The 25,653-nt window shown below is 38.5% G+C and carries 28 protein-coding genes; 17 read left to right on the forward strand and 11 right to left on the reverse strand.

The genetic code is table 11. The features are described from left to right. Positions 1-224 precede the first annotated feature (224 nt). The 4 genes from AC4IFE_RS01620 to AC4IFE_RS01635 all read left to right on the forward strand — a co-directional run bounded on the left by AC4IFE_RS01620 (position 225) and on the right by AC4IFE_RS01635 (position 4,991). Positions 225-851: a TetR/AcrR family transcriptional regulator gene (locus AC4IFE_RS01620; RefSeq protein WP_490754357.1), complete on the forward strand. Its 627-nt coding sequence runs from the start codon at positions 225-227 to the stop codon at positions 849-851. Further along, positions 835-2,148: a TolC family protein gene (locus AC4IFE_RS01625; protein ID WP_490754359.1), complete on the forward strand. Its 1,314-nt coding sequence runs from the start codon at positions 835-837 to the stop codon at positions 2,146-2,148. Before AC4IFE_RS01620 ends, AC4IFE_RS01625 begins: the two co-directional genes overlap by 17 nt. 16 nt (positions 2,149-2,164) lie before the next feature. Continuing rightward, on the forward strand, positions 2,165-3,274 hold the full coding sequence (locus AC4IFE_RS01630; protein ID WP_490754361.1) for an HlyD family secretion protein: 1,110 nt from the start codon (positions 2,165-2,167) through the stop codon (positions 3,272-3,274). A gap of 139 nt (positions 3,275-3,413) precedes the next feature. Continuing rightward, complete coding sequence (locus AC4IFE_RS01635; protein WP_490754362.1) at positions 3,414-4,991, forward strand: DHA2 family efflux MFS transporter permease subunit; 1,578 nt, start codon at positions 3,414-3,416, stop codon at positions 4,989-4,991. A 207-nt stretch (positions 4,992-5,198) separates the two neighbouring features. Here AC4IFE_RS01635 and AC4IFE_RS01640 read toward each other — a convergent pair whose 3' ends face one another. From AC4IFE_RS01640 to AC4IFE_RS01650, 3 genes are read right to left on the reverse strand one after another with little or no spacing between them, the layout of a single operon-like run. Beyond that, on the reverse strand, positions 5,199-6,221 hold the full coding sequence (locus tag AC4IFE_RS01640; protein ID WP_490754363.1) for a TQO small subunit DoxD: 1,023 nt from the start codon (positions 6,219-6,221) through the stop codon (positions 5,199-5,201). A 53-nt stretch (positions 6,222-6,274) separates the two neighbouring features. Then, on the reverse strand, positions 6,275-6,655 hold the full coding sequence (locus AC4IFE_RS01645; protein ID WP_490754365.1) for a hypothetical protein: 381 nt from the start codon (positions 6,653-6,655) through the stop codon (positions 6,275-6,277). Positions 6,656-6,672: 17 nt separating this feature from the next. After that, on the reverse strand, positions 6,673-7,587 hold the full coding sequence (locus AC4IFE_RS01650; protein ID WP_490754366.1) for an alpha/beta hydrolase: 915 nt from the start codon (positions 7,585-7,587) through the stop codon (positions 6,673-6,675). 152 nt (positions 7,588-7,739) lie between these two features. On the opposite strand from AC4IFE_RS01650, the gene AC4IFE_RS01655 reads away from it, so the two are divergent. Beyond that, positions 7,740-8,288, forward strand: coding sequence for a DNA-3-methyladenine glycosylase I (locus tag AC4IFE_RS01655; RefSeq protein ID WP_490754368.1), 549 nt, complete (start codon positions 7,740-7,742; stop codon positions 8,286-8,288). A 53-nt stretch (positions 8,289-8,341) separates the two neighbouring features. On the opposite strand, the gene AC4IFE_RS01660 is transcribed toward AC4IFE_RS01655, so the two are convergent. Further along, on the reverse strand, positions 8,342-8,734 hold the full coding sequence (locus tag AC4IFE_RS01660) for a winged helix-turn-helix transcriptional regulator (RefSeq protein WP_490754369.1): 393 nt from the start codon (positions 8,732-8,734) through the stop codon (positions 8,342-8,344). A gap of 92 nt (positions 8,735-8,826) precedes the next feature. Between AC4IFE_RS01660 and AC4IFE_RS01665 the strand changes: the two genes are divergently transcribed. Next, complete coding sequence (locus AC4IFE_RS01665) at positions 8,827-9,357, forward strand: NAD(P)H-dependent oxidoreductase (protein ID WP_490754370.1); 531 nt, start codon at positions 8,827-8,829, stop codon at positions 9,355-9,357. A gap of 45 nt (positions 9,358-9,402) precedes the next feature. On the opposite strand, the gene AC4IFE_RS01670 is transcribed toward AC4IFE_RS01665, so the two are convergent. From AC4IFE_RS01670 to AC4IFE_RS01680, 3 genes are all read right to left on the reverse strand, one after another. Continuing rightward, positions 9,403-10,989 carry a patatin-like phospholipase family protein gene (locus tag AC4IFE_RS01670; protein WP_490754371.1) on the reverse strand — a complete coding sequence of 529 codons (1,587 nt, stop codon included), beginning with the start codon at positions 10,987-10,989 and terminating at the stop codon, positions 9,403-9,405. 89 nt (positions 10,990-11,078) lie between these two features. Continuing rightward, positions 11,079-11,327 (reverse strand): hypothetical protein, encoded by a 249-nt coding sequence (locus AC4IFE_RS01675; protein WP_490754372.1) that lies wholly within the window; start codon positions 11,325-11,327, stop codon positions 11,079-11,081. A 24-nt stretch (positions 11,328-11,351) separates the two neighbouring features. After that, on the reverse strand, positions 11,352-12,251 hold the full coding sequence (locus AC4IFE_RS01680; protein WP_490754374.1) for a magnesium transporter CorA family protein: 900 nt from the start codon (positions 12,249-12,251) through the stop codon (positions 11,352-11,354). A gap of 72 nt (positions 12,252-12,323) precedes the next feature. Here AC4IFE_RS01680 and AC4IFE_RS01685 point away from each other — a divergent pair, with 72 nt between their 5' ends. Then, positions 12,324-13,346 (forward strand): 3-oxoacyl-ACP synthase III family protein, encoded by a 1,023-nt coding sequence (locus AC4IFE_RS01685; protein WP_490754376.1) that lies wholly within the window; start codon positions 12,324-12,326, stop codon positions 13,344-13,346. A 156-nt stretch (positions 13,347-13,502) separates the two neighbouring features. Next, on the forward strand, positions 13,503-14,186 hold the full coding sequence (locus AC4IFE_RS01690) for a hypothetical protein (RefSeq protein ID WP_490754378.1): 684 nt from the start codon (positions 13,503-13,505) through the stop codon (positions 14,184-14,186). 69 nt (positions 14,187-14,255) lie between these two features. Here the strand turns inward: AC4IFE_RS01690 and AC4IFE_RS01695 are convergent, their stop codons facing one another. Next, complete coding sequence (locus tag AC4IFE_RS01695; protein ID WP_490754379.1) at positions 14,256-15,416, reverse strand: thioredoxin family protein; 1,161 nt, start codon at positions 15,414-15,416, stop codon at positions 14,256-14,258. Positions 15,417-15,733: 317 nt separating this feature from the next. Here AC4IFE_RS01695 and AC4IFE_RS01700 point away from each other — a divergent pair, with 317 nt between their 5' ends. Together AC4IFE_RS01700 and AC4IFE_RS01705 are read left to right on the forward strand one after the other, a co-directional pair. Then, a complete protein-coding gene (locus AC4IFE_RS01700; protein ID WP_490754381.1) occupies positions 15,734-17,326 on the forward strand; it encodes a helix-turn-helix domain-containing protein in 1,593 nt (530 codons plus the stop codon). Positions 17,327-17,585: 259 nt separating this feature from the next. Then, the gene (locus AC4IFE_RS01705) at positions 17,586-17,756 is read left to right on the forward strand and encodes a hypothetical protein (RefSeq protein WP_490754382.1); all 171 of its coding nucleotides are present in this window, start codon (positions 17,586-17,588) and stop codon (positions 17,754-17,756) included. Positions 17,757-17,903: 147 nt separating this feature from the next. Here AC4IFE_RS01705 and AC4IFE_RS01710 read toward each other — a convergent pair whose 3' ends face one another. The 3 genes from AC4IFE_RS01710 to pruA form a co-directional block, all read right to left on the reverse strand. Further along, positions 17,904-18,113 carry a hypothetical protein gene (locus AC4IFE_RS01710; RefSeq protein WP_490754383.1) on the reverse strand — a complete coding sequence of 70 codons (210 nt, stop codon included), beginning with the start codon at positions 18,111-18,113 and terminating at the stop codon, positions 17,904-17,906. 171 nt (positions 18,114-18,284) lie between these two features. Further along, positions 18,285-18,506, reverse strand: coding sequence for a cytochrome C551 (locus AC4IFE_RS01715; RefSeq protein WP_490754385.1), 222 nt, complete (start codon positions 18,504-18,506; stop codon positions 18,285-18,287). Between the two features lie 257 nt (positions 18,507-18,763). Then, complete coding sequence (gene pruA, locus AC4IFE_RS01720; protein WP_490754387.1) at positions 18,764-20,389, reverse strand: L-glutamate gamma-semialdehyde dehydrogenase; 1,626 nt, start codon at positions 20,387-20,389, stop codon at positions 18,764-18,766. A gap of 402 nt (positions 20,390-20,791) precedes the next feature. Here pruA and AC4IFE_RS01725 point away from each other — a divergent pair, with 402 nt between their 5' ends. The 7 genes from AC4IFE_RS01725 to AC4IFE_RS01755 all read left to right on the forward strand — a co-directional run bounded on the left by AC4IFE_RS01725 (position 20,792) and on the right by AC4IFE_RS01755 (position 25,623). Continuing rightward, the gene (locus AC4IFE_RS01725) at positions 20,792-21,154 is read left to right on the forward strand and encodes a hypothetical protein (protein WP_490754389.1); all 363 of its coding nucleotides are present in this window, start codon (positions 20,792-20,794) and stop codon (positions 21,152-21,154) included. 152 nt (positions 21,155-21,306) lie between these two features. After that, positions 21,307-21,609 (forward strand): urease subunit gamma, encoded by a 303-nt coding sequence (gene ureA, locus AC4IFE_RS01730; protein ID WP_490754390.1) that lies wholly within the window; start codon positions 21,307-21,309, stop codon positions 21,607-21,609. A gap of 5 nt (positions 21,610-21,614) precedes the next feature. After that, complete coding sequence (gene ureB / locus AC4IFE_RS01735) at positions 21,615-21,983, forward strand: urease subunit beta (protein WP_490754392.1); 369 nt, start codon at positions 21,615-21,617, stop codon at positions 21,981-21,983. Between the two features lies 1 nt (position 21,984). After that, complete coding sequence (ureC, locus tag AC4IFE_RS01740; protein WP_490754393.1) at positions 21,985-23,706, forward strand: urease subunit alpha; 1,722 nt, start codon at positions 21,985-21,987, stop codon at positions 23,704-23,706. A gap of 76 nt (positions 23,707-23,782) precedes the next feature. Further along, positions 23,783-24,433 (forward strand): hypothetical protein, encoded by a 651-nt coding sequence (locus AC4IFE_RS01745; protein ID WP_490754394.1) that lies wholly within the window; start codon positions 23,783-23,785, stop codon positions 24,431-24,433. Further along, positions 24,423-24,932, forward strand: a complete 510-nt coding sequence (gene ureE / locus AC4IFE_RS01750) for an urease accessory protein UreE (protein WP_490754395.1) — start codon at positions 24,423-24,425, stop codon at positions 24,930-24,932. Before AC4IFE_RS01745 ends, ureE begins: the two co-directional genes overlap by 11 nt. A 1-nt stretch (position 24,933) precedes the next feature. Continuing rightward, positions 24,934-25,623 carry an urease accessory protein UreF gene (locus AC4IFE_RS01755; RefSeq protein WP_490754396.1) on the forward strand — a complete coding sequence of 230 codons (690 nt, stop codon included), beginning with the start codon at positions 24,934-24,936 and terminating at the stop codon, positions 25,621-25,623. Positions 25,624-25,653: the final 30 nt, after the last annotated feature.

The following is a 25,653-nucleotide window of genomic DNA, read 5'->3' on the forward strand; positions in this document are numbered from 1 at the left end:
GACTAATTTTAAATGAATACAATAAAGTCCGGACTCTTTCGGACTTTCCATATTGCGCAAAATTTCTGACGCTACTTACATTTTCTTTAATTTTTTTTGTTTTAAATGTAATTAATATTCAGCTGTTTACATTGGCTAATATTAAATATTAATTAAAAAATCAATCAATCGTTTGATTTGTTTAGAATCTTATGTAAATTTGCGGCCTGAAAAATAGAATTACTATGATTTCAAAAGAAGAAAATATATTGTTTGCTGCTGAAAAGCTTTTTGCTGAAAAAGGCTTCGAAGGAACTTCCACCAGGGAGATTTCCAAGGCGGCGAATGTAAATATATCGATGATTTCTTACTATTTCGGATCCAAGGAAAAGCTGTACGAGAAATTAGTGGAATACAGAATGAATGAAGGTCAGTTCTTTGCCAAAGATATTCTTGAAAGAACAGATATCAATGAATGGCAGAAAATAGAAAAGATCGTAGACCAGTTTTCCGGAAGAGTAAGACATCATAAATGTTTTTACAGAATCATGCAGCGTGAGCAGCTTCACACGGAAAAGCCGCAGATCGTGGAATTTCTGAAGCAGACTAAGATGGGCTTTATCTCCATGTATTCCCAGGTTCTTGAAAGCGGTCTGAAAAAGGGAATTTTCACTAAAAATCCTCCTATCTATCTACTTCATGCCACAGTAAGCGGAACCTTATTTTATGCATCCAATGCCAAAGAGATGTACAAAGAATTCCTGAACGATACGGAGGAGGATGAAGTTTTTGATGAAAAGTACTACACAGAACTTAATAAACATATAAAATATTTACTAAAAGACCTTTTAGGTTATGAAGAGAATAAATAACTCGGTATTGGCATTATCCCTGTTTATGGGAATGGCAGCCATCAATGCTCAGGAGAAAAAACAGCTCACTCTCGATGAAGCCGTGCAGCTGGGAATCCAGAACAGTAAAAACCTTAAGATCGATGCTGCTAAAATAGAAGAAGCTACGGCAGATCTTTTGGAAGCTAAAAACAGGCAGCTTCCGGAACTTAAAGTTTCGGGAAGCTATATGTACCTTCCTCTTAAGCCCACTGTTGATCTGAAGCTTTCAGGTGTTTCAGGCGAAGGAGGCCCGGAAGTGCATCAGGTGGCTTACGGATCAGTTAACCTAAGTGTTCCGGTTTACAGCGGTGGAAGGATCAAATATGGTATCCAGTCTGCAAAATATTTGGTGGAAGCATCAAAGCTAAGCACGGAGAATGATAAAATAGCGATTGCTTACAATGTTGCCCAGGCTTATAATAATTTATTTAAAGCTAACCAGTCCATCAAAGTTTTAGAAGAAAACCTTACGGCTTCTCAAAAAAGAGATGAGACTTTTCTTAAGCTTGAAAATAATGGAGTTATTGCAAGAAATGACCGTTTAAAAGCAAACCTTCAGACTTCAAATATCGAGCTGCAGCTATTGGAAGCTAAAAACAACTATAATATTGCCAATATCAATATGGATCTGCTGCTGGGGATTCCGGAAACCACAGAAATTGAGGTTGATCCGAATTATATCGATGAAGGTTCTGAAGTAAAAACAGTGGATTACTACGTAAATGAGGCTAAAGAAAACCGTAAAGATCTGCAGGCTCTGGCTCAGCAAAGAAAAGCTGCAGAACTGGGAACAAAATCCGCAAAAGCTGAAAACCTTCCTTCTATAGCATTTACCGGAGGATATGTGGCGGCAGATATTCCAAAATTCCTGACCATATACAATGCTGTAAACGTCGGGGTTGGAATTTCTTATAACCTATCCAATATCTGGAAAGAAAATTCATCGTTAAGACAGTCTCAGGCTAGAGAAAAGCAGTTGGCAGCCAATGATGAATTGCTGAATGACAACATTAAACTTGATGTCAACAGAGAATATCAGAACACTGATTACTCTAAAAAGAGAATATCAGTTTATGAAAAAGCTGCTGAACAGGCTAATGAAAACTACAGGATTACCAAAAACAAATACGACAACGGTCTTGCAACCATGACAGAACTTCTGGATGCGGACGCTGCTCAGATATCAGCTAATGTAGGTGTGATCAATGCCAAGGCAGATGCCGCTTTAGCGTACAGAAAATTATTACAGACAACAGGAACTTTAACAATTAAATAATCAGACTGAAACCAAAATGGAAAATAATAATAAAACAACCGCTGAACTTGAACCTAAAAAGAAAAAAAGTTTTGTTTTTCCTATCATCTTAGCCGCTGTTGTAATCGGTGGAGGGATTTATGGATACAGAGCTTTTACTTACGGACAGTATCATGAAGAAACCGACGATGCACAGATTACATCCAATATGGCGCCGGTAATTTCTAAAATTTCCGGATATGTAGCAGAAGTAAAAGTAAAAGACAATCAGTTCGTAAAAAAAGGAGATACTTTGGTGATCCTGGATAACAGAGATCAGAAAATGGCCCTTGAGCAGGCTCAGGCCGCTCTGTCAACAGCCAGAAGCAATATTTCAAATGCAGAAGCTACCACTACGGCTACTTCAAAAAATATAAGCTCTTCCCAGGCAGCGGTAACAACAGCCAATGCACAGATAGAAGCAGCAAAAGTAAATGTTTGGAAAACATCACAGGATCTGAAAAGATATGCCAATCTTGTCAAAGACCATTCGATTACAGAACAGCAGTACGAACAGGCTTTAGCGGCTAAACAGTCGGCGGACAGACAGCTTCAGGTTTTGGTGGATCAGAGAAATCAGATTGCACAGCAGACTACCATTGCGTCTTCTCAGACTGCAGCAAGCTCTCAGCAGATCAGCGTTGCCGGATCAGTAGCAAAACAGAGAGAAGTGGATGTGGAAAATGCCAGATTAAACTTATCATACACGGTGATCCTTGCTCCGGAAGACGGGTATGTAGGTAAAGTTTCCACTCAGGCGGGTCAATACCTGCAAGCCGGATCGCAACTTTTTGCTTTGGTTAAAAATGACCAGAAATGGGTAGTGGCCAACTTCAAGGAAACACAGGTAGATAAAATGGTAGAAGGACAGAAAGTTAAAATTGAAATTGATGCTTTCCCTGACCAGGAGTTTGATGGAGTTGTAAGCTCATTCTCTCCGGCAACAGGAGCTACTTTTTCAATTCTGCCTCCGGATAATGCCAGCGGTAACTTCGTAAAAGTGGTTCAGAGACTTCCTGTAAAGATCGATTTTGTAAATCTGGACAAGAATATTGCAAAAAGACTGAGAACAGGAATGAACGTAAAAGCAGAAGTGTCGCTTAAATAATATTAAAACTGTGAATGGTCAATTAGCTTCGCTGTCAATGGTGAATTTGTTTATTGTCAATTTAAATGATTGGTTTTAAAATTCATCATTCCCCTGCGTAGCAGAATTCACAATTGACTTTTTTACATCGTAAAAAACTATGCAAGAATCATTAGTAGAATATGGAGCCCGGAGGGTGATCATCACGATCACAGCAATCCTTTGTGCTCTGCTTGAAATTGTGGACTCCACGATTGTGAATGTTGCCCTGAATGAAATGAAGGGGAATCTTGGAGCCACTCTTTCTGAAGTTGGCTGGGTGATTACAGCTTATGCCATCGGTAACGTAATTGTGGTACCGATGACAAGCTGGCTGTCGCAGCAGTTCGGACGTAGAAATTACTTTGCTGCCTCCATCATTATATTCACCATATTTTCATTTTTATGCGGAAATGCCACCAATATCTGGGAGCTTGTATTTTTCAGACTCATGCAGGGAATAGGTGGGGGAGCTCTTCTGGTAACTTCACAAACGATCATTACAGAATCGTATCCTATTGAGAAAAGAAGTATGGCTCAGGCGATTTATGGTCTGGGAGTAATTATCGGTCCAACCTTAGGCCCGCCATTAGGAGGATATATCGTAGATAATTTCAGCTGGCCGTATATTTTCTATATCAATATTCCGATTGGAATTGCAGCAACGCTGATGACTTTACAGTTTGTGAAAAGTCCGAAATATGCTGAAAAACGGAAGGCTTCGGATGTAGACTGGATCGGAATTGCTTTATTGGCCGTTACCGTTGGATCTTTACAGTTTATTCTGGAACGAGGGCACGAAGAAGACTGGTTTGAGAGTGGAATGATCGTAACATTTACCGTATCGGCCATATTAGGATTCATCCTCTTCCTATGGCGGGAGCTTACCTTCAAATATCCCATTGTGGAACTCCGGGTACTGAAAAACGGAAACTTAAGAATCGGAACGGTGATGTCGTTTGTTTTGGGGTTTGGGCTGTATGGTTCTACATTCATCGTTCCGCTTTATACACAGAGTATTTTAGGATGGACGGCCCTGCAGTCGGGAGCTTTGATGATCCCTGCAGCGCTGACGACAGCCTTCATGATGCCGATTATCGGAAGACTCCTTTCAAAAGGGGCAAAACAGCAGATCCTTGTTTCTCTGGGACTGTTCATCTTCTTTGTGTATAGCTTCTGGGGCTACAAAATCCTTACACCGGATACCAGTAAAGATGCTTTTTTCTGGATGCTGATCGTAAGGGGAGCCGGTTTGGGACTTTTGTTTATCCCGATCACTTCACTGTCTTTGAGTACATTGAAAGGACAGGAAATTGGCCAGGGTGCGGCATTTACAGGGATGATGAGACAGCTCGGAGGTTCATTCGGGATTGCAGCGATTACCACGTTTATTGCCAATGCAGGTCAGAAATACAGGCTTAATCTGATTTCCCATCTGGATGAAAACAGTTTTGATGTACAGCAGCGTCTGAATGCATTAAAAGCCAGCTTTGTTGCAAAGGGAATGACTCCGGATGCAGCCATGAATGCCGCTTATAAAATGTTGGATCTATCAGTCACAAAACAGGCTACGGTACTTTCATATATGGATGTTTTCCTTTATTTAGGAGTTATATTCCTCGTTTGTATACCGTTTATTCTTTTCATTAAAGAAAGGAAAAGCAAAGAGAAAATAGATTTAAGTGAAGCCATGCATTAAATTGAATTCAATATAAACCTCCGGAAATATCCGGAGGTTTTTTTGCGGAAATGATACGAATGTTCTTCCTGAAAGATGCTTCGACTTCGCTCAGCATAACAACACTAAAAAGGATTGTTAAAAACAGTTAGTATCAGAAACGTCATGCTGAGCGGAGTCGAAGCATTTCACTTAATATTCTTAAAAGCTTAAAAGTCCTTAATGGTTTTAAAACTTATTAATTTTCGCCGTCCACTCTATCCCACTGATGTCAATCAGTTTTATCGTGTGAATCTTGTCTTTTTCCATTAAAATATCATTGAGGTTCAATGTAAGGACAGCTTTTGAGCCAAGCGGAATAACCAGGCTGTGTTTTCCCGGCTTTACTTTAGCTACATAATGGTTTCTGATGTTTTCTTTTGAAAAGTTTGAAAGTTCTGTGTGGTTTACAACTTTTATAATCTTCCCGTTGTTATCCAGAATATGAATGCCTATAACAAAAGAGCCGTAAACATCTGCACCTTCCGTTCTGTAAACTTCAAAGGTTAGATCTGTATTGACTAAAGAAATATTGGAAATTTCAATCTTAGGTTTTACGGATTTATTGTGCAGTATCCCCCAGACTCCACCATGAAAATACTGGTTGGTATAGAGTGTAAGTCCAAAAATGAAGATAGAACCTGCGAGTACAATTGTCTTTGGCTTTGAGAAAGGAAGAATACCCGATCCCAGCCATAAAAACCATTTTTTACGGGTGAAATTCTTATCATTCTTAATGAAATAATGATCGAGGGAAAAAGGACCACTTCCGGTAAGGAACAGAACAAATCCTCCCGCAATTCCCAAAACACCGATCTGCCATTCATCAAGACAGGTTGTCCCGATCCAGCCGGAGCCCAACAGGATTCCCATCGCAAGGCCAAAAATGCCGATGCTCATTAATCTTGTAAATAATCCTAAAATAATAAAAAGCCCTACAACTGCTTCCACAATGGTAAAGGTAACCATGGACGTATGTAAGGCATCCGGATGGGTAACCAGATATTCGATAAGAGGTTTTATGCCTAAGGCATTAGGCAGGAAATGATTGAATTTCTCACCGATATATCCCGCTTCATCAGGGCTTAATTTATTTTCGAGAACGAGTCTGCGCCAGAAAGCTGAGAAGTAAGTCCATCCGATTACCAGACGGAGTGATAATGTGTAGAGTCCGGCCAGGTCATAAGACCGGCTGTCTGAAGTATGTTTCATTGAAATTGTATTGTATTAAAAGACTGTGTGTTAAAAATTAATCCGGTTAGAATTTAAACCAGATCTAACTTCAATCTTTTAAACAAAATATATTTCGGTGGACTGTTTCCGGTAGAGTGTCCGGAATATTTGTTGAAAGCAATTTTTTTCTCTCCTAAACCGATAACTGTACTTAAACTGAAAAGAAAACCTTTACTTTTAAGCTTAACATCAGCCTTTGAAAGGATAGTCTGCACTGATGAAGCGTCGGCAGAAGGGCCACATAACGATACTGAAACGGTTGTTGTTTTTGCTTTATTTAAACCGCTGATATGCTGGATATCAAAAATTCCGAGAAAATCTCTTTTTACGGAACACGGTGATAATGAAAACACCAGTATAAGCATCATGATGAGTGCTTTGTGGTTTTTCATATGGGTTCCTGGTATGGGCATTTTTACAAAACTACACTTTATTTTAGATGTAAGCTTAGGAATTGCAGAAATTCATGCTGCTGATCCACGAATAAGTAGTGCGAACAGTTGCCAATAACCTTAAAATGATTTGCTCCGGCGATTGCTTTCATATCGTTGAGCTGCTTTTCTGAAAATATGCCATCATCTTTTCCATAAATAGCAAAAATTGGGATTCCCTGTTTTTTGATTTCTTTCAAAACGGCAGTATTGTCGAGATTGTTCCGAGTTTCATTTTTATAAAATTTCAAGGGCGATTCCGGATTTCTGAAATTGGCAGCATAAAACTCACCCGATTCATATTCTTTCCTTAATTGTTGGCTCTCAGGAGTAGGGGAAGGCATGGAGAAGAGATTCATATCACTTGCTATATTGTAGCATCTTTTCCTGTAATCTGCAGAGTTTTTATTTAAATTTTCAATCTCAGAGATCTCTTTCAGTTTTGAAGGATTGTCTTTAAATTTTTCTTCAGCCTTTTTCAAAATATGATCGTAGGTTTCCTGCTGGGAAAATAAAGCTCCTGCCAGGGTCAGTGAACTTACCTTTTCAGGAAACTGTCTCGTAAACAGGGTTCCTATAATTCCCCCAAAACTGTGGGCGAGAATATTTGCCTTTTTAATGCCGTAGGTTTTATAAATTTGGTTGATGTCTTCAAAACTTTCTTTAAAAGTCATAGAAGCATTGCCGTCTTTGGACCTGCCTTCTCCGCGTCTGTCGTATACAATAACATAAAATCCTTTATCTGCAAGCTTCTGAGCTGTTGTTCCTTCAAATAAAGTGGCATTTCCACCCGGTCCGCCATGAATGAAAATAACAGGCGTGTCTTTCGGACTGCCGTAAGATTTAGAATAGATTTTCTGGGCATTAAAGGAAACCAAAAGCAGGCTGAAAAGAAGAGACAGGAGAGATTTCATGGATTGTTTTTTGAAGCTTCTAATTTAAAATGTTTTATAAATATATAGACTATAATATTTAAAAATTAAAATACTGCTGACTAACTGTTGTCACAAACCTGTCTTATCTTTACCGCCTGAAATTGTTCAACCAAAACAGAAAATTTATTAAAATGAGTTATTGTTTAGCCATCGAAGGAATGCAGCCCGAAAGCAGAAAAGAACTGCATAAAAACTATCACGATAATTATTACGGATTTCCTATCCATGATGATAATGAACTTTTCGGAAGGCTGATTCTGGAGATCAACCAGGCAGGACTAAGCTGGGAAACTGTTTTAAAGAAAGAAGAGAGCTTTAGGAAAGCTTACAGCAATTTTGATATTCAGATCATTGCAGCCTATACGGAAGACGATCGAGAAAGGCTTATGAATGACGCCGGAATCATAAGAAACCGACTCAAAATAAATGCTGCCATTGAAAATGCGAAGACCATTATAGAATTGCAGAAAGAATTCGGGTCGTTTGAAAAGTGGCTGGAATATCATCATCCGAAAACCCTTCAGGAATGGATGAAGCTGTTCAAAAAGACATTCAAATTTACAGGCGGAGAAATTGTCAATGAATTTTTAATGAGTACAGGTTACCTGAAAGGGGCACATGCCGAGAGCTGCCCTGTTTATCATCATGTGCTGAAACAGAAGCCGCTTTGGATGGACTAGAGTAATGAATTCTGATAGTAGAAGCGGGCTTTAGCTAGAATCTAAATTTAGTATTATAATTTTTGTGATTCAGAAGCAGAATCTATATTTTTCATAATTTCCTTATGCTCTTTCCCCCATTTTTCAAATTCCAGGATAATAGGTTTCAGCTTATATCCAATCTCGGTCAGTTCATATTCCACACGGGGCGGAACTTCAGCATAAACGGTTCTGGTGATAATACGGTCTTCTTCCAGCCTGCGAAGCTGCAGCGTGAGCATACGTTCTGTGATATTGTTCAGCTTTTTTCTAAGCTCTCCAAACCTCAGTTTCCCGTTGATCAGGTAACAGCAGATTGCGAGTGCCCACTGTCCGCCGATTGTATTGGAAGCATAGATTTCGGGACATTCATCAGCAAGGGCTTTTTTATTGGCAAAATTGGTAGATGTTTCCTTTATTTTAGTCATTACTTACATTTTTTATAGTACCATACAATTGGGCACTACTATTGAAAATGTAAGTTACGCATATTATTTTTGCTGAAGAAATTTAAATAAAAATGAAAACATTAATCATAGTCATTCATCCTGATATAGAAAAATCGGTGATCAATAAAAGATGGATCAGGGAACTGAAAAAACATCCTGAGAAATATACCGTTCACTCTCTGTATGAAGCATATCCGGATGAAAAGATAGATGTTGCGAAAGAGCAGCAACTCATGGAATCATATGAAAGAATAGTTTTCCAGTTTCCGTTTTATTGGTTCAGCAGTCCGCCTCTTTTGAAAAAATGGTTTGATGAGGTTTTGCTTTACGGTTGGGCTTACGGAAGCAAAAGCGGCTATAAATTAGGAGGAAAGAAGATGACCCTGGCCGTTACGGCAGGAATTGATGAGCAAGGTTACAGCGCATCCGGGAAATATAAATATACCATGAACGAGCTTTTCCGGCCTTATGAGCTTACTTTTGACTATATCAGAGCAGATTACAAAGAACCATTTGTCTATTATGGAATCGAAAACGATCCTTCAGAAGAATGGATTGAAAGAAGTGTACCGATGTATCTGGAGTTTTTGGAAAGTTTGTGATGAAACTAGTGTAAATACTAAGTTTCCTGTAAATATTTAATTTCCTTACCCCACCGTTTTTGTATCCTCTTCCTTCAATATTTTTTTCTCCTTCATCGAAAGCATCATCCTTTCATATTTATATTTCTCCCAGTCAAACTGATTAAGAAAGTCGAGGGCAGCCTGGAAGCCTCTGTTGAAAAGATCTTCTTTTTCCTCTCTTTTCATGAAGAAATTCAGCCAGCTGCTTGTGCCACAGTTCACAGATTGGATACTGTAAAGCCGGTAAAAACTGTGCTTGGTAAGAAATAATTTGTCATTAAAACCTTTTAAAGTACTGATGATGTTTCCTGCGTAAGAAAATGGTGTTTTGAGAATCTGTTCACTGGTTTTTCCTTTGTCCGAAAGGATATCGGAATCACTGGTAAGCTGTACCCCGAAAAGCGGCATTCTCGGATAAAATACATCGCTGGCGTGGAAAATGTCAATGGGAAAATTGGAAATGCTTCCCCCATCAATGAACAGACCGACAGGGTAGATGTCTTCCGGTTTCGTGTTCATCCAGAATTTCCAGGCGTATTTCACAGAATCATCATCCTTATTGATCCTTTTCTGGAAGGGTTCGAAAAAGAAAGGAACAGACATGGATGCCCGCACAAATTCAGCGGGGCTGATATGTTTCAGTTCCTCTTCCGACCAGTATAAATTGGCCATTGTGGGAAGCTCTACCTTTATCTTTGCATTAATGTCCGTAGTAATTACAACATATTCCGAACGGAGCTGGTAGAAAGGGTTGTTCTTGTAATAATCATTGTTGACGGCACTTTCGTAAAATATCCTGTAACGGGTCTGGTCAATATGTTCAAGATTTTTCTCCTTGATTGCCTCTATGCTTTTCAGAGCAATGGTATAATACTCCTGGTTATTTCCGTAGCGGTAATTGAGGTTGAGATCCTGTTCTTCCTGAATAAATTTCTCATTAAGATGAGCCACAGTTTTAATTCCGAAACCATCCAGAACACTTTGCATTGTACTCAAAAATGTATTTCCCGGATTGAATCCGCTGTTTTGCTTTCTGAAATCATTATAGAATTTTTTAATACAGAAAAAAGCAATAATAACGGGAATCAGTGGGATCAGGAAAAGCAGTTTGGCGCTTAGCGTGGTTTCAGGCTGAGCTGCAAAAGGAATAATTATAAGAATGATCATAAGGACCGCTGCAATAATGGCATTGATCTTAAAAAAATCTTTATTGTTAAGGATTGCATGGATGGTTGTTTTAACGTAGGTTTTTCCGTCCATGAAATCTGCAAAATTCCAGCTGAAGAGAATATCTTTGATGATCTCACTTTTAGCCTCTTCTTTAGTTTTGCAGGCAGCAATAAGCATCGTGTTGATCGCTCCTGCACTGGTTCCCGCTACTTTCAGAAAACGGACTCCAAAAATTTCCAGACCATAAAGATAGCCAACCAGCGCACTCCCCCATACACCGCCTCCTTCCTGAACAAACTCTACATATTGATTTCCCTGAGCATCTAACAGGTCAGAAAACTCTTTAGAAGAAATATTTTCGTGCAGAGCAGAAAGCTTATTTTTAGACGCTCCGGAGAGAATATCTTCCTCAAGAATTTTATTTAGGATTTCGGTTTTCATGGCGGTTTGGTGTTTTATTGTGACTGAGCAGTCAATCTTGAAAAAGTTTCTTCTACCAACGAAAAAACATTTCTTGATAAGCTTATAAACTATTTTTCAAAACAAAACTCTTGATTTACTTTGACAATATTTTCATCTGTATTAAAGTCCAGAAATCCAATATTTGTTAATTCATATAATATATTTTTTAAAGCTTTGCTTTTTTCTGTCCCTGACCAATAATATGACTTAAATTTGGGAAAATTGTCTTCAGGTATGAGTTCTAATTTCAATGCAATCTCATGCATTGCAATGTCAATATCCGTCCAATCTTTCATTTTTTCATTAAGTGTTTTCATTTATTTGATTTTTTTTTAATTCCATTACCATTGTTTTCTCCTTGCATAAATAAACGTACAGATCACCACCAAAGCCATAATGCCCAACGTTATAAAATAACCGTATTTATGATGAAGCTCAGGCATATTATCGAAGTTCATTCCGTAAACACCGGCAATGAAGGTGATCGGCAAGAAATATACTGAATAAATAGCCAGAACTTTCATGACCTGGTTCGCTTTCTGATCCGACAATGCGAGGAACATCGAAATAAGGTTGGTAATCTGGATATTAAGATGGTCAAAATCTGCCACTACATCTTTGTGTTTGTCCTTTAAATCAACAATTTCAGAATCCTGAAGATGTAATAATCTGAATTTATCCACAGCATCTGTGGAAATGGTCATCACCCTGGAATTCAGTCCGGATTTCCTTTTTAGCTTATACAGTCTTCTGATCTGGTTGGTATGGTTGGTGTTTTTAAGAAAAATTTCATTTTCGATATTGTCCATCGTTTCCAGCAGACTTACCGACTCGTCATCGAAGCTTTTCATGATCAGCAGGGCTATTATTAAAGCTATTTTTGAAGGCGGAACTTCTGTCTGCATACCGGTGATTTGCTTCTTCGTTTCCGAAATGCTTTTGGTCTTCATCCTGTGGATAGTAATAATGGTATTTTCCACCAGAAAGATCCCGATTTTTGTGCTGATATCGCTTATGGTATTGAGATTTTTACGTTCCAGCTCTGTGCTTTCGCGGAGGAGAAAGAACTTTATATTGCCATCCTCTTCATATTTCGGAAGGTGGTTGGGGTCCATCGTGTCTTCCAGGAGAAGATTGTTGATCTCATATCTTTCGTGAAGAAATTTCAGGTCTTCCGCAGTGGGAGCCTCTACATCTACCCATTCACATTGGGAGTCTCTGTATATCGTATCAATTGGCATATAATAAAAATACTAATATTTTGAAAAACTATCTGTTAATAATTTTATCTTTACCAAAATTAAAAAAACTATATGATTAAAAGTACAATAAAGGGGATTGGATTTTATGTTCCAGATAATGTTGTTACGAATGATGATTTAGCAAAACTGATGACCACCAATGATGAATGGATTACGGAAAGAACGGGTATCAAAGAAAGAAGACACAGAAAAAACAGAAATGATTCTCAGGAAACCACTGCCTATTTAGCTTTCAAAGCTTCTCAAAAAGCTCTTGAAAAGGCAGGCCTTACTGCTCAGGATATAGATTATATTGTTTTTGCAACGCTTTCTCCGGACTATTATTTCCCGGGTTGCGGTGTTTTACTTCAGGATATGCTGGGGTGTGATACCATCGGTGCTTTGGATGTAAGAAATCAATGTTCCGGATTTGTGTATGCAGTAAGTGTTGCCAATGCTTTTATCAAATCAGGAACTTATAAAAATATACTTGTAGTAGGAGCAGAGATCCATTCTTTCGGACTTGATTTTTCAGATGAAGGAAGGGGTGTTTCTGTGATCTTTGGAGATGGGGCAGGAGCTATTATACTTTCAGCAACGGAAGATGAAAATGCAGGAGATATTTTAGCGGTAAACATGCATTCCGAAGGAAAATATGCTGATGAACTGTGTACACAGTTCCCGGGTTCCAAATTCGGGTGGAGCGACAGAATGAGAAAAGAGCCTGAAAATGTTACTGACAAGGAAGTTTATCCTATCATGAACGGTAACTTTGTATTCAAGCATGCGGTGACAAGATTCCCTGAAACCATGATGGAGGCTCTGAATAAAGCAGGAAAAACTATTGAAGATCTTGATATGTTCATTCCTCATCAGGCCAATCTTAGAATTGCCCAGTTTGTCCAGCAGAAATTTGGTCTTCCGGATGAGAAGGTCCATAATAATATTCAGAAATACGGAAATACGACGGCTGCTTCTATTCCTATTGCATTAAGCGAAGCAATCGAGGAAGGAAAGATCAAAAGAGGAGATCTTGTGCTTCTTTCAGCATTCGGAAGCGGATTTACATGGGGAAGTGTTCTGTTTGAATATTAATAATTTTTCAATATTATGTGATTAATTGATTGATTTCTATTTTATCATGTGTTTTTAAGGGTGTTTAATTGTTTTCATTAAAAATTATTCAAAAAAAAGTCTGAGATGAATTTTTAATTTGTTAACTTTGTTATGCTAATTTATAAACAATAACAAATGAAAAAGAATTTATTACTTGGGGTTTTTCTCTTGCCCTTATTCTATCATGCGCAGGTGGGGGTTGGGACAACGACCCCACAGAAAACATTGCATGTTAATGGTTCTTTACAGGTTGTGAATGAACTTAACGTCGGGGGTAATGCTACTACGGCTGGATCGGCAGGGACTACAGGCCAGATTCTCACATCGAGCGGAGCCGGAGCGGCACCTACCTGGAAGACTCTTAATACATCAAGTGGAACTATTTCTTCGGCTAATTATGTGCAGGGTACAACAGCATTGACGGTTAACCAAGGGGCGGTTGCTGATGTGCCGGGAGTTACCATAACTTTAACAGTACCAGCCGGTATTACTCAAACTTTCCTGTTTACTATTTTGGGATATGCAGCGAGTACGACTGCAACTGATGCACAAGGCGCTTTCTATTTGTTACAGGATGGAACTAAAATATCCTCTGCCTATACTTCAATGGTAAGTGGAACTGCTTTAGTAAGACTTCCAATTCCGGTCACTTTTCTGAAGGCTGTGACGCTTACAGCAGGGACCTATACTTTTAAAGTGCAGTATTCTGCATGGGCAGGAAATCAAATCGTTAATTTTGTGCCTTCTACATATGGAGGATATAATGGTGATACAGAATCAATGCTGACCAAAATGCAGGTTTTGGTATACAATAACTAAACAGCAAAGATTAAAAAATAAAAAATCCGCAGAATTTTCTGCGGATTTTTTATTTGTGGTTTGATAGATTTACAGGCTCTTCAGCAACTTCTCGGTATCTGCTGAATCCTGTCCAGTACTTTTAGCCAACTGAACAGATTTTTCAGCCCAGATCTTGGCATTCTTTTTATCACCGATCTTGTTGTAAAGATTGGCCAGAGTATCTGTATTGGCATAGTTTTCATCTTTTTTTACAGATTCCTGGGCCCAGGCTACTGCTTTTTCCAGAGAAGCTTTGTTGCTTACGTTTTCAAAAAAATTCCATGCTAAAGAATTTAATTCTTCAGAACTAGCTGCAGAAGAATCCTTATACAGCTCCAGCATTAATTTCTCATAGGCTGGAATATCTTTATTTTTTAAAGCTCTGCCTGCCTTTGCTCTTTTTAATGTTTTTTCAGCCTCGTCTTTCGTCATGAATTTTTGAGATTCGGCTAGAAAATAATTATCGTTCCAGGATTTTGTATCTGCATTGTAAGACTTTTTAAGAACAGTATTAAGCTTAATGTTTTTGTCGAATTTTGCATACTTTTCCTCCGGGAAAATCTTGATGATTTCAGATTTTCTTGCCTGGAATGTCTTATATAATGGGCTTTCCGTGCTTTGTGTTCCTGAAAGAAGCATCTGTACATCTTCCTGGTCAAGGGTTGTTTTCTGCTGGAAATAACGGTCCATTACCTTTCCTGCAAATTCGGAATCATTATAGATCGTCAATCCTGCAAGGTTCTTTAAAAATTCAGGATCTTTTTCTCCATTTTCAAACTTTTGCTTCAATGCGGTAAGCCTTTTATTAGGATCTTCAGCGTCTTTGGCAAACTGGATAAAATCTTTTTCCTCTACATAGCCTAATGTCCTGTGTACTTCTTCTCCGTCACCGTTGATGAAAAGATAAGTTGGGAATGCCTTTACATTGTATTTCTTGGCAAGAGCTATTCCTTCGCCCTTTTCCATATCTATTTTTGCATTCACGAAGTGGGAATTATAAAAATCTCCAACCGTCTGAAGCGGGAAAATATTTTTTACCATCAGTTTGCAGGGTCCGCACCATGATGCATAAGCATCAACAAATACCAGTTTATTCTCTTTTTTTGCTTTTGCCAGTATAGCGGCAAAATTGCTGTCTTCAAATTTAATTCCCTGCGCCAATGCCAGAGCTCCTATAAATAAAGAAGAAAATAGTGCTAATTTTTTCATAAAACTTTTTATTGATTACAAATGTAATAATTATGTTAACAAATAAGTCGGTGCATAAAGAAAATAGTTACGGATATTTATTTTAATATGTAATAAGTCTATATAAAAATAAATATTATTGATGAAATGTTATTAAAATAAATAGTATTGAACTTTTTAGTTAAAAAAATTAAATAATAGAAGAATATTTTAATAAAATATAAAATATTAGTAGCTTTGTAAAAACAAAAAGACACCCCATGAGAATGATGAATTATTATAAAATCAAAATAATAATTTATTTTTTTATGTCCAGGAGTCTGCTAAAACTTTTGTTTTTGTTCATTACCGCTGCCCCCGTCTGGGCGCAGAAAAAATACAACTTTGACCAGATCTGTGAAAGAACATCGGTTCAGGTAGCACAAAAAGATATTCCCGAAGCTTTAAAAACAGCAGATTCTTTATACATGACGGCGCAAAAGCCCCTGGATAAGGTAAAAAGCCTTTTACTTTCTGCCGAACTGTACCACTCAGCGGGTGAATTCAAAAAGTCCATCTGTTATGGTGAAAATGCCCATTCCCTGCTTAGCCAGATTGATGATGCTGAATGGCGTTGCCGTGTCAATGAATTTTTGGCTAAAGAGTACCGGCTGGTCGGCCTCTTTGAGCGATCGAAAAAATACACGCTGAAGGGTATGGAAGCAGCGAAAAGTCTCAGCGATATTAGAAAAAGAGGAGAGATACTGGGGCTGCTGGATCAGGAAATGGCCTATTATGAAATCGAACAGGGAAATTATTCCAATGCCATTCAATATATTGAATATTCATTACATTCTTTTGGGAAAAATAATCTTCAGGATAATGAACGGGCTGTAGCAGCCTCATACCAGCTTCTTGGAGACATATATTTTAAGCTTAAAGATTACGTGACTTCTGAAAGCAATTACCGCAAAGCAGAATCGATGCTTAAAGATAAATGCTGTGTTCTGGGTTTGGTATATAACGGGCTGGGCGGCATTTGCCTAAAGCAGAAAAACTGGAAGGATGCTGAAATCTATCTGAAAAAAGCTGAAAATATAGCGGACAGTTCACGGAGTCTCAAGCTTAAAAAAGCAGTATATTCCAATATCAATGATTATTATGAAGGAATTGGCGATAACGTCAAAGCCTCACTTTATGCCGTAAAATATGTAAGAGCTTATGACAGTCTTATGGCAAGAAACCGTGAATTTGCCCTTAAAAGTCCTGAAACCCTTGTTCAGCCCAATAAAAAAAGTGCCCGGATCAGTATTGTTAAAAATGCTGCAATTATTGTTCTGTTTGCTGCGCTGGTTACTATCATTATTTTTTTCAGAACCAAACAGAAAAAGCAGCGTGCAAAATTCAGGAATATTATCAGGAGCCAGCTGAAGATGATCAGTGTACGCAACGAGCCTTTACCTTTAAAAAGGGAACAATCTGATTTTTCAAATATTTCTGTGGAAGAAGTAGACGACAGAGCCGGGGAAAGTGATAAACGAAGAAGTGAATCCCTGATGACTTCCGAAACAGAATCTAAGCTTCTGGAACTTCTGGAGGAATTTGAAAAAGGAGAGCTGTACAACAACAAAAATATGTCTTTATCATTTTTAGCCGCAGAACTGAATACCAATACGAAATACCTGTCCTATGTGATCAACCGGCATAAATGTACAGATGTAAAAACATATGTCAACCGCTTAAGGATTAATTATATTGTAGACAAACTCATCAATGATGATAAATACAGGCAGTATAAAATAAGTATCCTTGCTGAAGAATGCGGTTTTTCTTCCCACAGCAAATTTGCTTCCGTATTTAAGGCAGTGACAGATTTTTCTCCTTCAGCCTATATTAAATATCTGGATGAAAATCAGTCAGATAAAAATACCCATTTTCCCGAAAACAATTAAAAAGCAGATGTTTTTATATATTCTGTCTTTTCATTTTCACGAAAATGGCTAACCTATTGTTTTACGTAAGGGCTTCACATCTATATCTTTGCGCCAGCTTTATGGGAATAGACCTACTGCGGTTTGTCACTCATTTTTTAATCTTCATTCCAATAAAGCAGAACAGCGTTCCAATCTAAACACTAAAATTACTAGACGTGTAAAATATCTGATTATTTTACATTAACCATGAAAACTTTTAAGCTGGTAAATTAAACGGATGGCAACTTCAGCGGCCGTATTGGAATTTATATTTTCTATCAATGTCTTTGAAAAGATAGAGATCCAATACTGCTGTTTCGGTTGCGGTCTGGATATCGTCGTGAACAGTAACGGATCCCAGACTAGGGGAGAATCTCTCCAGGACTTTTTGAAAACAGTATTCGATTAACGGATATTCATCAAATAGCAAATGTTTTTTATTGATCAGGAGTAGTAATCTGATCTGATGCAATAATACAATCGGGGTTGATTGCCCGGTTTTTTTCAGTCAAGTTTTTTTAAGTACAAATCCGCAGTATGCTGCGGATTTGTTTTTTTATTTTGTTTTAAGACTGTCGGCTTTTATTTTGGTGGTATCCTGAGCAACCGGAGCCGGTTCAGAGTTGGCAACCGCTGAATCTCCCATATTGTTTCTCAGTGAATCTTTATTGTGCTCATCTTTAAACTCTTCTCTTTTCTCTTTATTCTGAGCGCAGCTTCCTAAAAACAATATCCCCAGAACAGCTCCTATCCATAATTTTCTCATAATAGTTAATTTTGATGTTTAATACAATCAAATATAAAAAAATATTAGGAGCTTTCTGAGAGTCAGCTATAGATTCTAAGAAAAAATTATTGTTACCTTCAATAGCAAACATTAAAAATCCGCAGAGCTTTCATCTGCGGATTTTCCATTTTAGATTAAACTTGTTTTTATCTATTTAGCCGGAGGTGTGGTAGCCGTAGAGTCTACTTTCATCTTCATCGTATCAGGAGTAGCCATCTTTGTGGATGTTGTATCTGTTGTACGAGGTGTTGCTGTTCTGGTAGTATCTACTGCCGTTGAATCAGTATTACCGGATGACATAGAAGATTCCTTGGTTCCGCAGCTCACAACCAGTATTCCTGTACCTATGGCTGCTAACAAAAACTTTTTCATAAATATTTTATTTTGGTGTTATTATTTAAAGTTCAATAATTATTCCTAACCGGTCACTCAAAATATTAAAACATAGATAAACTTTGTTAAAAGTTGTTAGAAAAATAACAGTAAAAGATTATAGATGGTTAGAACAAAGTTTTGAATTATAAATAATGTTTTATCATTAATAAAAAAAGCCCCGAAAATAAATTCGGGGCTTTGGATTATTCTTTGTTCATTACTGATTGCTCATCATCTAACTCACAATTTAGCTCTTATCCCAGGTATGGGTATTTGTAGTCTTTTGGAGAAACGAAAGTTTCTTTAATACTTCTTACGGAAGTCCATCTTAGTAAGTTCATTTTAGAACCTGCTTTATCGTTGGTACCTGAAGCTCTTCCTCCTCCGAAAGGCTGCTGTCCTACTACGGCGCCTGTCGGCTTATCGTTGATATAGAAGTTTCCTGATGCATTTTCCAGAGCTTTGAAAGCTTCATTGATTGCATAACGGTCTTGTGAGAAAACAGAACCTGTCAATGAATACGGAGAAGTGGAATCTACCAATTTCAGGGTTTCTTTCCAGTCCTGATCTTCATATACATAAACCGATAAGATAGGTCCGAAGATCTCTTCAACCATGCTTTCATAATGTGGATTTGTCGTTTCAATGACAGTTGGGTGTACAAACCATCCTTTAGAATCGTCATATTTACCGCCTATTGCTACTTCCGCTTCACCTGAAGCTTTTGCTCTGTCGATATAACCTTTACATTTTTCGAAAGAATTTTTGTCGATTACTGCATTAACGAAGTTAGACGGATCTTCAGGAGAACCTATTTTGATAGAATTCATCTGGGTTTCCATTACTTTTTTCACATCAGCCCAAAGAGATTTAGGAATATAAGCTCTTGAAGCTGCTGAACATTTCTGCCCCTGGTATTCAAAAGAACCTCTTACCAAAGCAGTAGCCACAGCTTCAACATTGGAAGAAGGGTGAGCGATTACAAAGTCTTTTCCACCGGTTTCTCCGACAATTCTTGGATAAGTTCTGTAGTTATGGATATTATCACCGATCATTTTCCACATTCCCTGGAATACTTTCGTAGAACCTGTGAAATGAAGACCTGCAAAATCAGGATGTGCCAATACTTTCTCAGCAGTTTCTTTTCCGTCTGTAAATACCATGTTGATAACCCCCGCAGGAAGACCTGCTTCAATTAATACATCCATGATGACTTTAGCAGAATAAACCTGCTTGTCGGAAGGTTTCCAAACAACCACGTTTCCAAGCATTGCCATACAGGTCGGTAAGTTTCCGGAAATTGCCGTAAAGTTAAACGGAGTTACTGCAAAACAGAACCCTTCCAATGGTCTGTACTCTACACGGTTCCAGATTCCGCTGTCGGAAACCGGCTGCTCAGAATACATTTCAGTCATGAATTCTACGTTGAATCTTAAGAAATCAATAAATTCGCAGGCAGAATCTATCTCGGCCTGATGTACATTCTTAGACTGTCCGATCATAGTTGCCGCGTTGATCACATCTCTGTAAGGTCCGGCCAAAAGGTCAGCTGCCTTCAGGAAAATAGCTGCACGCTGTTCCCAGCCCAGTTCGTTCCATTCTTTTTTAGCTGCCAGTGCCGCGTTGATAGCGTCATCTACATGCTGCATCGTACCCTTGTAGTAAAATCCGAAATCATGAGCATGATCCTGAGGAGACTGAAGCTGAATTTTCTCGTCAGACTTTACTTCCTTCCCGTTGATGATCATTGGAATTTCTGTTTTCTCGGCCCACATCTTTTTGTAAGTAGCGATAAGGCTTTTAACTTCTGGAGATCCCGGTACATAAGAATTTACCGGCTCGTTTACTGCAAATGGTACTTGCGAAATTGCTTTTGACATATTATGTTGTATTATTTTAAATTGATAAATATGTTGGTATACAAATTTACAATAATTAACGCAAAGAAAAAAAGCAGTTCATCTTTATAAAATAAAATTTAATACGGTCTTAAATTTAAAAAATAGGAGATTTTATAAGACATATTGGATAGATTTTAGCTTTTTTTAGATGATTTTAAATTTTATAATGAAGATATATTGGCTTAGTAATTATATGAGAATTAAAATATATTGCAATAGAAAAATCCATTAAATGCTTCAAAACGGGCTGTTTAAAAGAAATCAACAATAAATACTTGTTTGGGTAGGGATTATATTTGTCTCGATTTTGAACATTTTAAATGATCTTTTTGATAGCTAAGGCATATCGGATTGTCTAATTTTATCCCATCAATGACAGGTATGAAAAATAGAATCCTATTATTCTCTTTTGTAATTTTTTTCACCGCTTTATGTGCAGGTTTTTTTGCAGGTAAGGATAAGGTAGATTCATACTTGGGTAAGTCCTCAAAAACAAGTCTTCTGAAGCATGTAGATGAGCAGGGACAGCTGGAAATTTACAGTGTTTCGGATGATCAGGATGCACAGGATTCCAATGATCTTGAAAAAGTTAAATTTGATTATTCAGTCATCATACAGCAGTGGTTGAACTTTTTCTTCACTGATTATTCTTACAAAACCAAAACCGCTGCTGTACAAAACCGCGTCTATATTACAGCACCCAGATACATTCTGTATCATTCTCTGCAAATTGCACGCTACTAAAATTTTTCCCCATCTTAATGATTTACTATGATTTGTATATAAATACAGATCTGTAAGTCTCATTTCCGGGCTTCAATATTTTTTGAATATATCTATTTGCCTTTTTATGAGGCAAACAGGATTCCCTATACCCAATTTAAAATAAAAATACAATGCATTTAACACCGAGAGAAACGGAGAAGCTCATGCTGTTCATGGCAGGCGAGCTTGCCCTAAAAAGAAAGGCCAGAGGTCTTAAACTTAACTATCCAGAATCTATTGCACTCATCAGCCACTTTCTGCTTGAAGGCGCAAGAGACGGAAAAAAAGTGGCCGAACTGATGCAGGAAGGCGCAAATCTTTTAACCAAAGATGATGTAATGCCCGGAGTATCAGATATGATACACGATGTACAGATTGAAGCAACTTTTCCGGACGGAACCAAACTGGTAACCGTACATAACCCAATTCGTTAATACCTATGATACCAGGAGAAATATTTGTAAAAGAAGGCACAATCATCTGCAATGAAGGTAGAAAAACTGTCAGAATAAAAGTTGTCAATACAGGAGACCGCCCAATTCAGGTAGGTTCCCACTTCCATTTCTTTGAAGTGAATAAAGCGATGAGCTTTGACCGGGAAGCAGCCTTTGGAAAAAGATTGAATATCGTAGCAAGTACTGCTGTCCGTTTTGAACCGGGAGAAGAAAAAGAGGTGGAATTGGTGGAAATAGGCGGGACAAAAAAAGCTATGGGCTTCAATAACCTTGTAGACGGGCAGACAGATTCTGAAGACCAGAAAAAAGCAAGCCTTGCAAAAGCTGAACAATTAAACTTTAAAACACACTAAGATGAGCTTAAACGTAGACAGAAAAAAATATGCCAATATATTAGGGCCTACAGCCGGCGACAAAATCAGACTCGGAGACACTGAAATTATTATTGAAATAGAAAAAGATTTCACCCATTACGGAGATGAAGCCGTTTTCGGAGGTGGAAAAACCGTTCGTGACGGAATGGGCCAGAACGTTACCGCGAAAAGAGATGAAGGTGTTCTGGATCTCTGCATTACCGGAGCAGTGATTATTGACCATTGGGGAATCGTAAAAGGGGATATCGGAATTAAAGACGGTAAAATTGTAGGCATTGGAAAAGCCGGAAACCCTGACACAATGGACGGTGTTTCTCCAAACATGATTATCGGTGCTTCCACAGAAGTGCATGGCGGAAAAGGATATATTGTGACGGCAGGAGGAATCGATACCCACATTCACTATATCTGCCCACAACAGATCGAAACCTCTTTATACAGCGGAATCACCACAATGATCGGTGGCGGAACAGGACCAAACGACGGAACCAATGCAACCACCGTTACTCCGGGAAAATTCAATATGCAGAAAATGCTTGAAGCTGCTGAAGAATATCCTATGAATCTCGGTTTCTTCGGAAAAGGAAACTGTTCTGCAGAAGCACCTATTGAAGAGCAGGTGGAAGCAGGGGCTTTGGGTGTGAAAATCCATGAAGACTGGGGAGCAACTCCGGCCACCATTGATGCAGCATTAAAAGTTGCTGATAAATATGATGTTCAGGTGGCTATCCACACCGATACACTCAATGAAGGAGGGTTCCTGGAAGATACCATGAGAGCCATCAACGGAAGAGTAATCCATACGTTCCATACAGAAGGAGCTGGTGGAGGCCATGCGCCGGATATCATCAAAGCTGCGATGTATCCCAACGTGCTTCCGGCTTCCACAAACCCTACACGTCCTTATACCATAAATACGATTGATGAGCATCTTGATATGTTGATGGTATGTCATCATTTAAGCAAAAATATCCCTGAAGATGTAGCTTTCGCTGACTCACGTATCCGTCCTGAAACCATTGCTGCAGAAGATATTCTTCATGATATGGGTGTTTTCAGTATTATGAGCTCGGATTCACAGGCGATGGGAAGACCCGGCGAAGTGATTACCAGAACTTGGCAGACGGCAAGCAAAATGAAAGAGCAGCGAGGTAACCTTGAAGAAGATAAAGAAGGTGGAAATGATAACTACAGAGCCAAAAGATACGTAGCAAAATATACCATCAATCCGGCTATTGCCCACGGTATTTCAGAATATGTGGGATCTCTTGAAGAAGGAAAACTGGCTGATCTTGTCATCTGGAAACCGGCATTATTTGGGGTAAAACCGGAAATGATTGTAAAAGGAGGATTTGTGATTGCCGCTAAAATGGGTGACCCGAATGCTTCTATTCCTACACCACAGCCCGTTATTTACAGAAATATGTTCGGAGCGCACGGAAAGGCAAAATTTGGAACCTGCGTGAATTTTGTTTCTCAAATTTCCATTGATAACGGGACTATAGCATCATACAAGCTGGAAAAAACGATCCTGCCAGTGAAAAACTGTAGAAATATTTCAAAAAAGGACCTGATCCACAATGATAAAACACCTGTAATTGAAGTAAATCCCGAAAACTACAAAGTAACGGTTGACGGTGAATACATTACCTGCGAACCTGCGGAAAAACTTCCTTTAACACAGTTGTATTACTTGTTTTAATCTTGAGTTTTTAGGCTCGGTTAAATGCCGGGCCTTTTCAGAAAATGAATGATATAACTAACATTGAACAAATTAAATGAAACACTTAAATAAAACTGTTTTTTCCTTTGCTGTAGCCGGAATGTCTATGCTTTCAGGACATCTTAACGCTCAGTTTCTGGGAGGGAGCAGACTGAAAAATGATGATGAAGGGCCTAAAGGGCAATTTATGATTTATGGTTCATTGGATTACTCAAAAATAACAACCCCTTCAAGCAGCTCCAGCACAGTTTCAAGTGCGCCGATTGGATTGGGATATTTCATTAATAATAATGATGTTATCGGAGTAAACTATGCTTACTCGCAGAATGCTGTGGACCATAACGTAGTATATAAACAGAATGAAGCCGGAATTTGGTACAGCCCGTCATTAACGCTTGGGAAATATTTCCTTCTGATTGCCCAGGTGGATGCGCATTATGTATGGGGGCAGCAGGTATCAGGAACAGCAGATTCAATGGAAAATTTTAACGGCTACCGATTTCGTGCCTATCCTTTGATCGGGATTGTGCTGGGAGGAGGCTGGGCCCTGAAATTCAAGTTTGCAGAGCTTTCAATGCTTCAGACTAAAACAAAACAGGAAGGCTGGACGAAAACTTATGTTGCCGGAATCAGCGGTTCAACATTCGGAGTGGGAATTTCTAAAAATCTAGATTTCAGAAAAAAAACAAAAAAAGATGATAATTAATGAAGCAATTGGTAACCTTTCCCAAAATCCTACACCAAAATCTGTTGATTTTCTGGATTTGGAGTGGTTTGAAACCACAAAAAGAATTCAGCGCAAGAAAACAAGACAGGGAATAGACGTAGCCATCAAGTTTCTCCGCGAAGGACAACGTTTGCGTGAAGGAGATATCCTGTTTGAAGATGAAGAAAAAGTGATTGCAGTAAATGTACTGGAAACAGAAGCCATCGTTATGTCGCCTGGGTCTTTGCTCGAAATGGGAACTGTTTGTTACGAAATCGGAAACAAGCATATTCCGCTTTTTATTCAGGACGATAAAGTGCTTCTTCCTTTTGAAATGCCGATGTTCAGATGGCTCGAGGCAAGTGGCTTTAAACCTGAAAAACAGACCGTAAAACTGCTTAACCTTCTTAAATCCAATGTGGAACCTCACGGGCACGGAAGTTTGGGATCTTCAATTTTTACTAAAATCTTAAAAATGGCTGCTCCAAAAGATGAATAATATGAATTTAAATTTCCTGTCAGGTCTGCTTCATTTGTCTGACCCAACCCTTCCGATAGGGGGTTATACTCATTCCAATGGTCTTGAAACGTATGTGCAGCAAAGAATTGTCAATAATTTACAGACCGCTAAAGAATTTGTTGAAAATATGCTTCAGTACAACATCAAATACAATGACGGAGCCTTCGTAAAGCTTGCCTACAATGCTGCAGAAAATAATGATCTGGAACTGTTGATAAGCCTTGACAATGAATGTAATGCCATAAAATGTCCTAAGGAAATCCGGCAGGCCAGCCAGAAACTGGGATTGAGGCTAATTAAAATCTTTAAAAGAAGGGAGCATTTCCCATTGATGAAAGCCTTTGAAAAAGCAGTTCAGAACCGTGAAGCCAATTCACATTACTGCATCGTATTCGGGGTGTATGCTTATTTGATGAAAATTCCTTTATACGAAGCACTTTTGGGATTCTATCACACTTCCGTAGCCGGAATGATTACCAATGCAGTAAAACTGGTGCCACTGGGACAGCTGGACGGCCAGGATATCCTGTTTTCTCTCTATCCGGTCATGGAAAAAACAGCCAATGAAACAATAGAACTGGACAGGGAGATGATTGGCCTATGCAATACAGCCTTTGATATCAGATGCATGCAACATGAGAGGTTGTATTCCAGATTGTATATGTCTTAAAAAATAAAGAGCAGAGAAGTTGTTCATAAA

Source organism: Chryseobacterium sp. UF-81, from assembly GCF_058245105.1.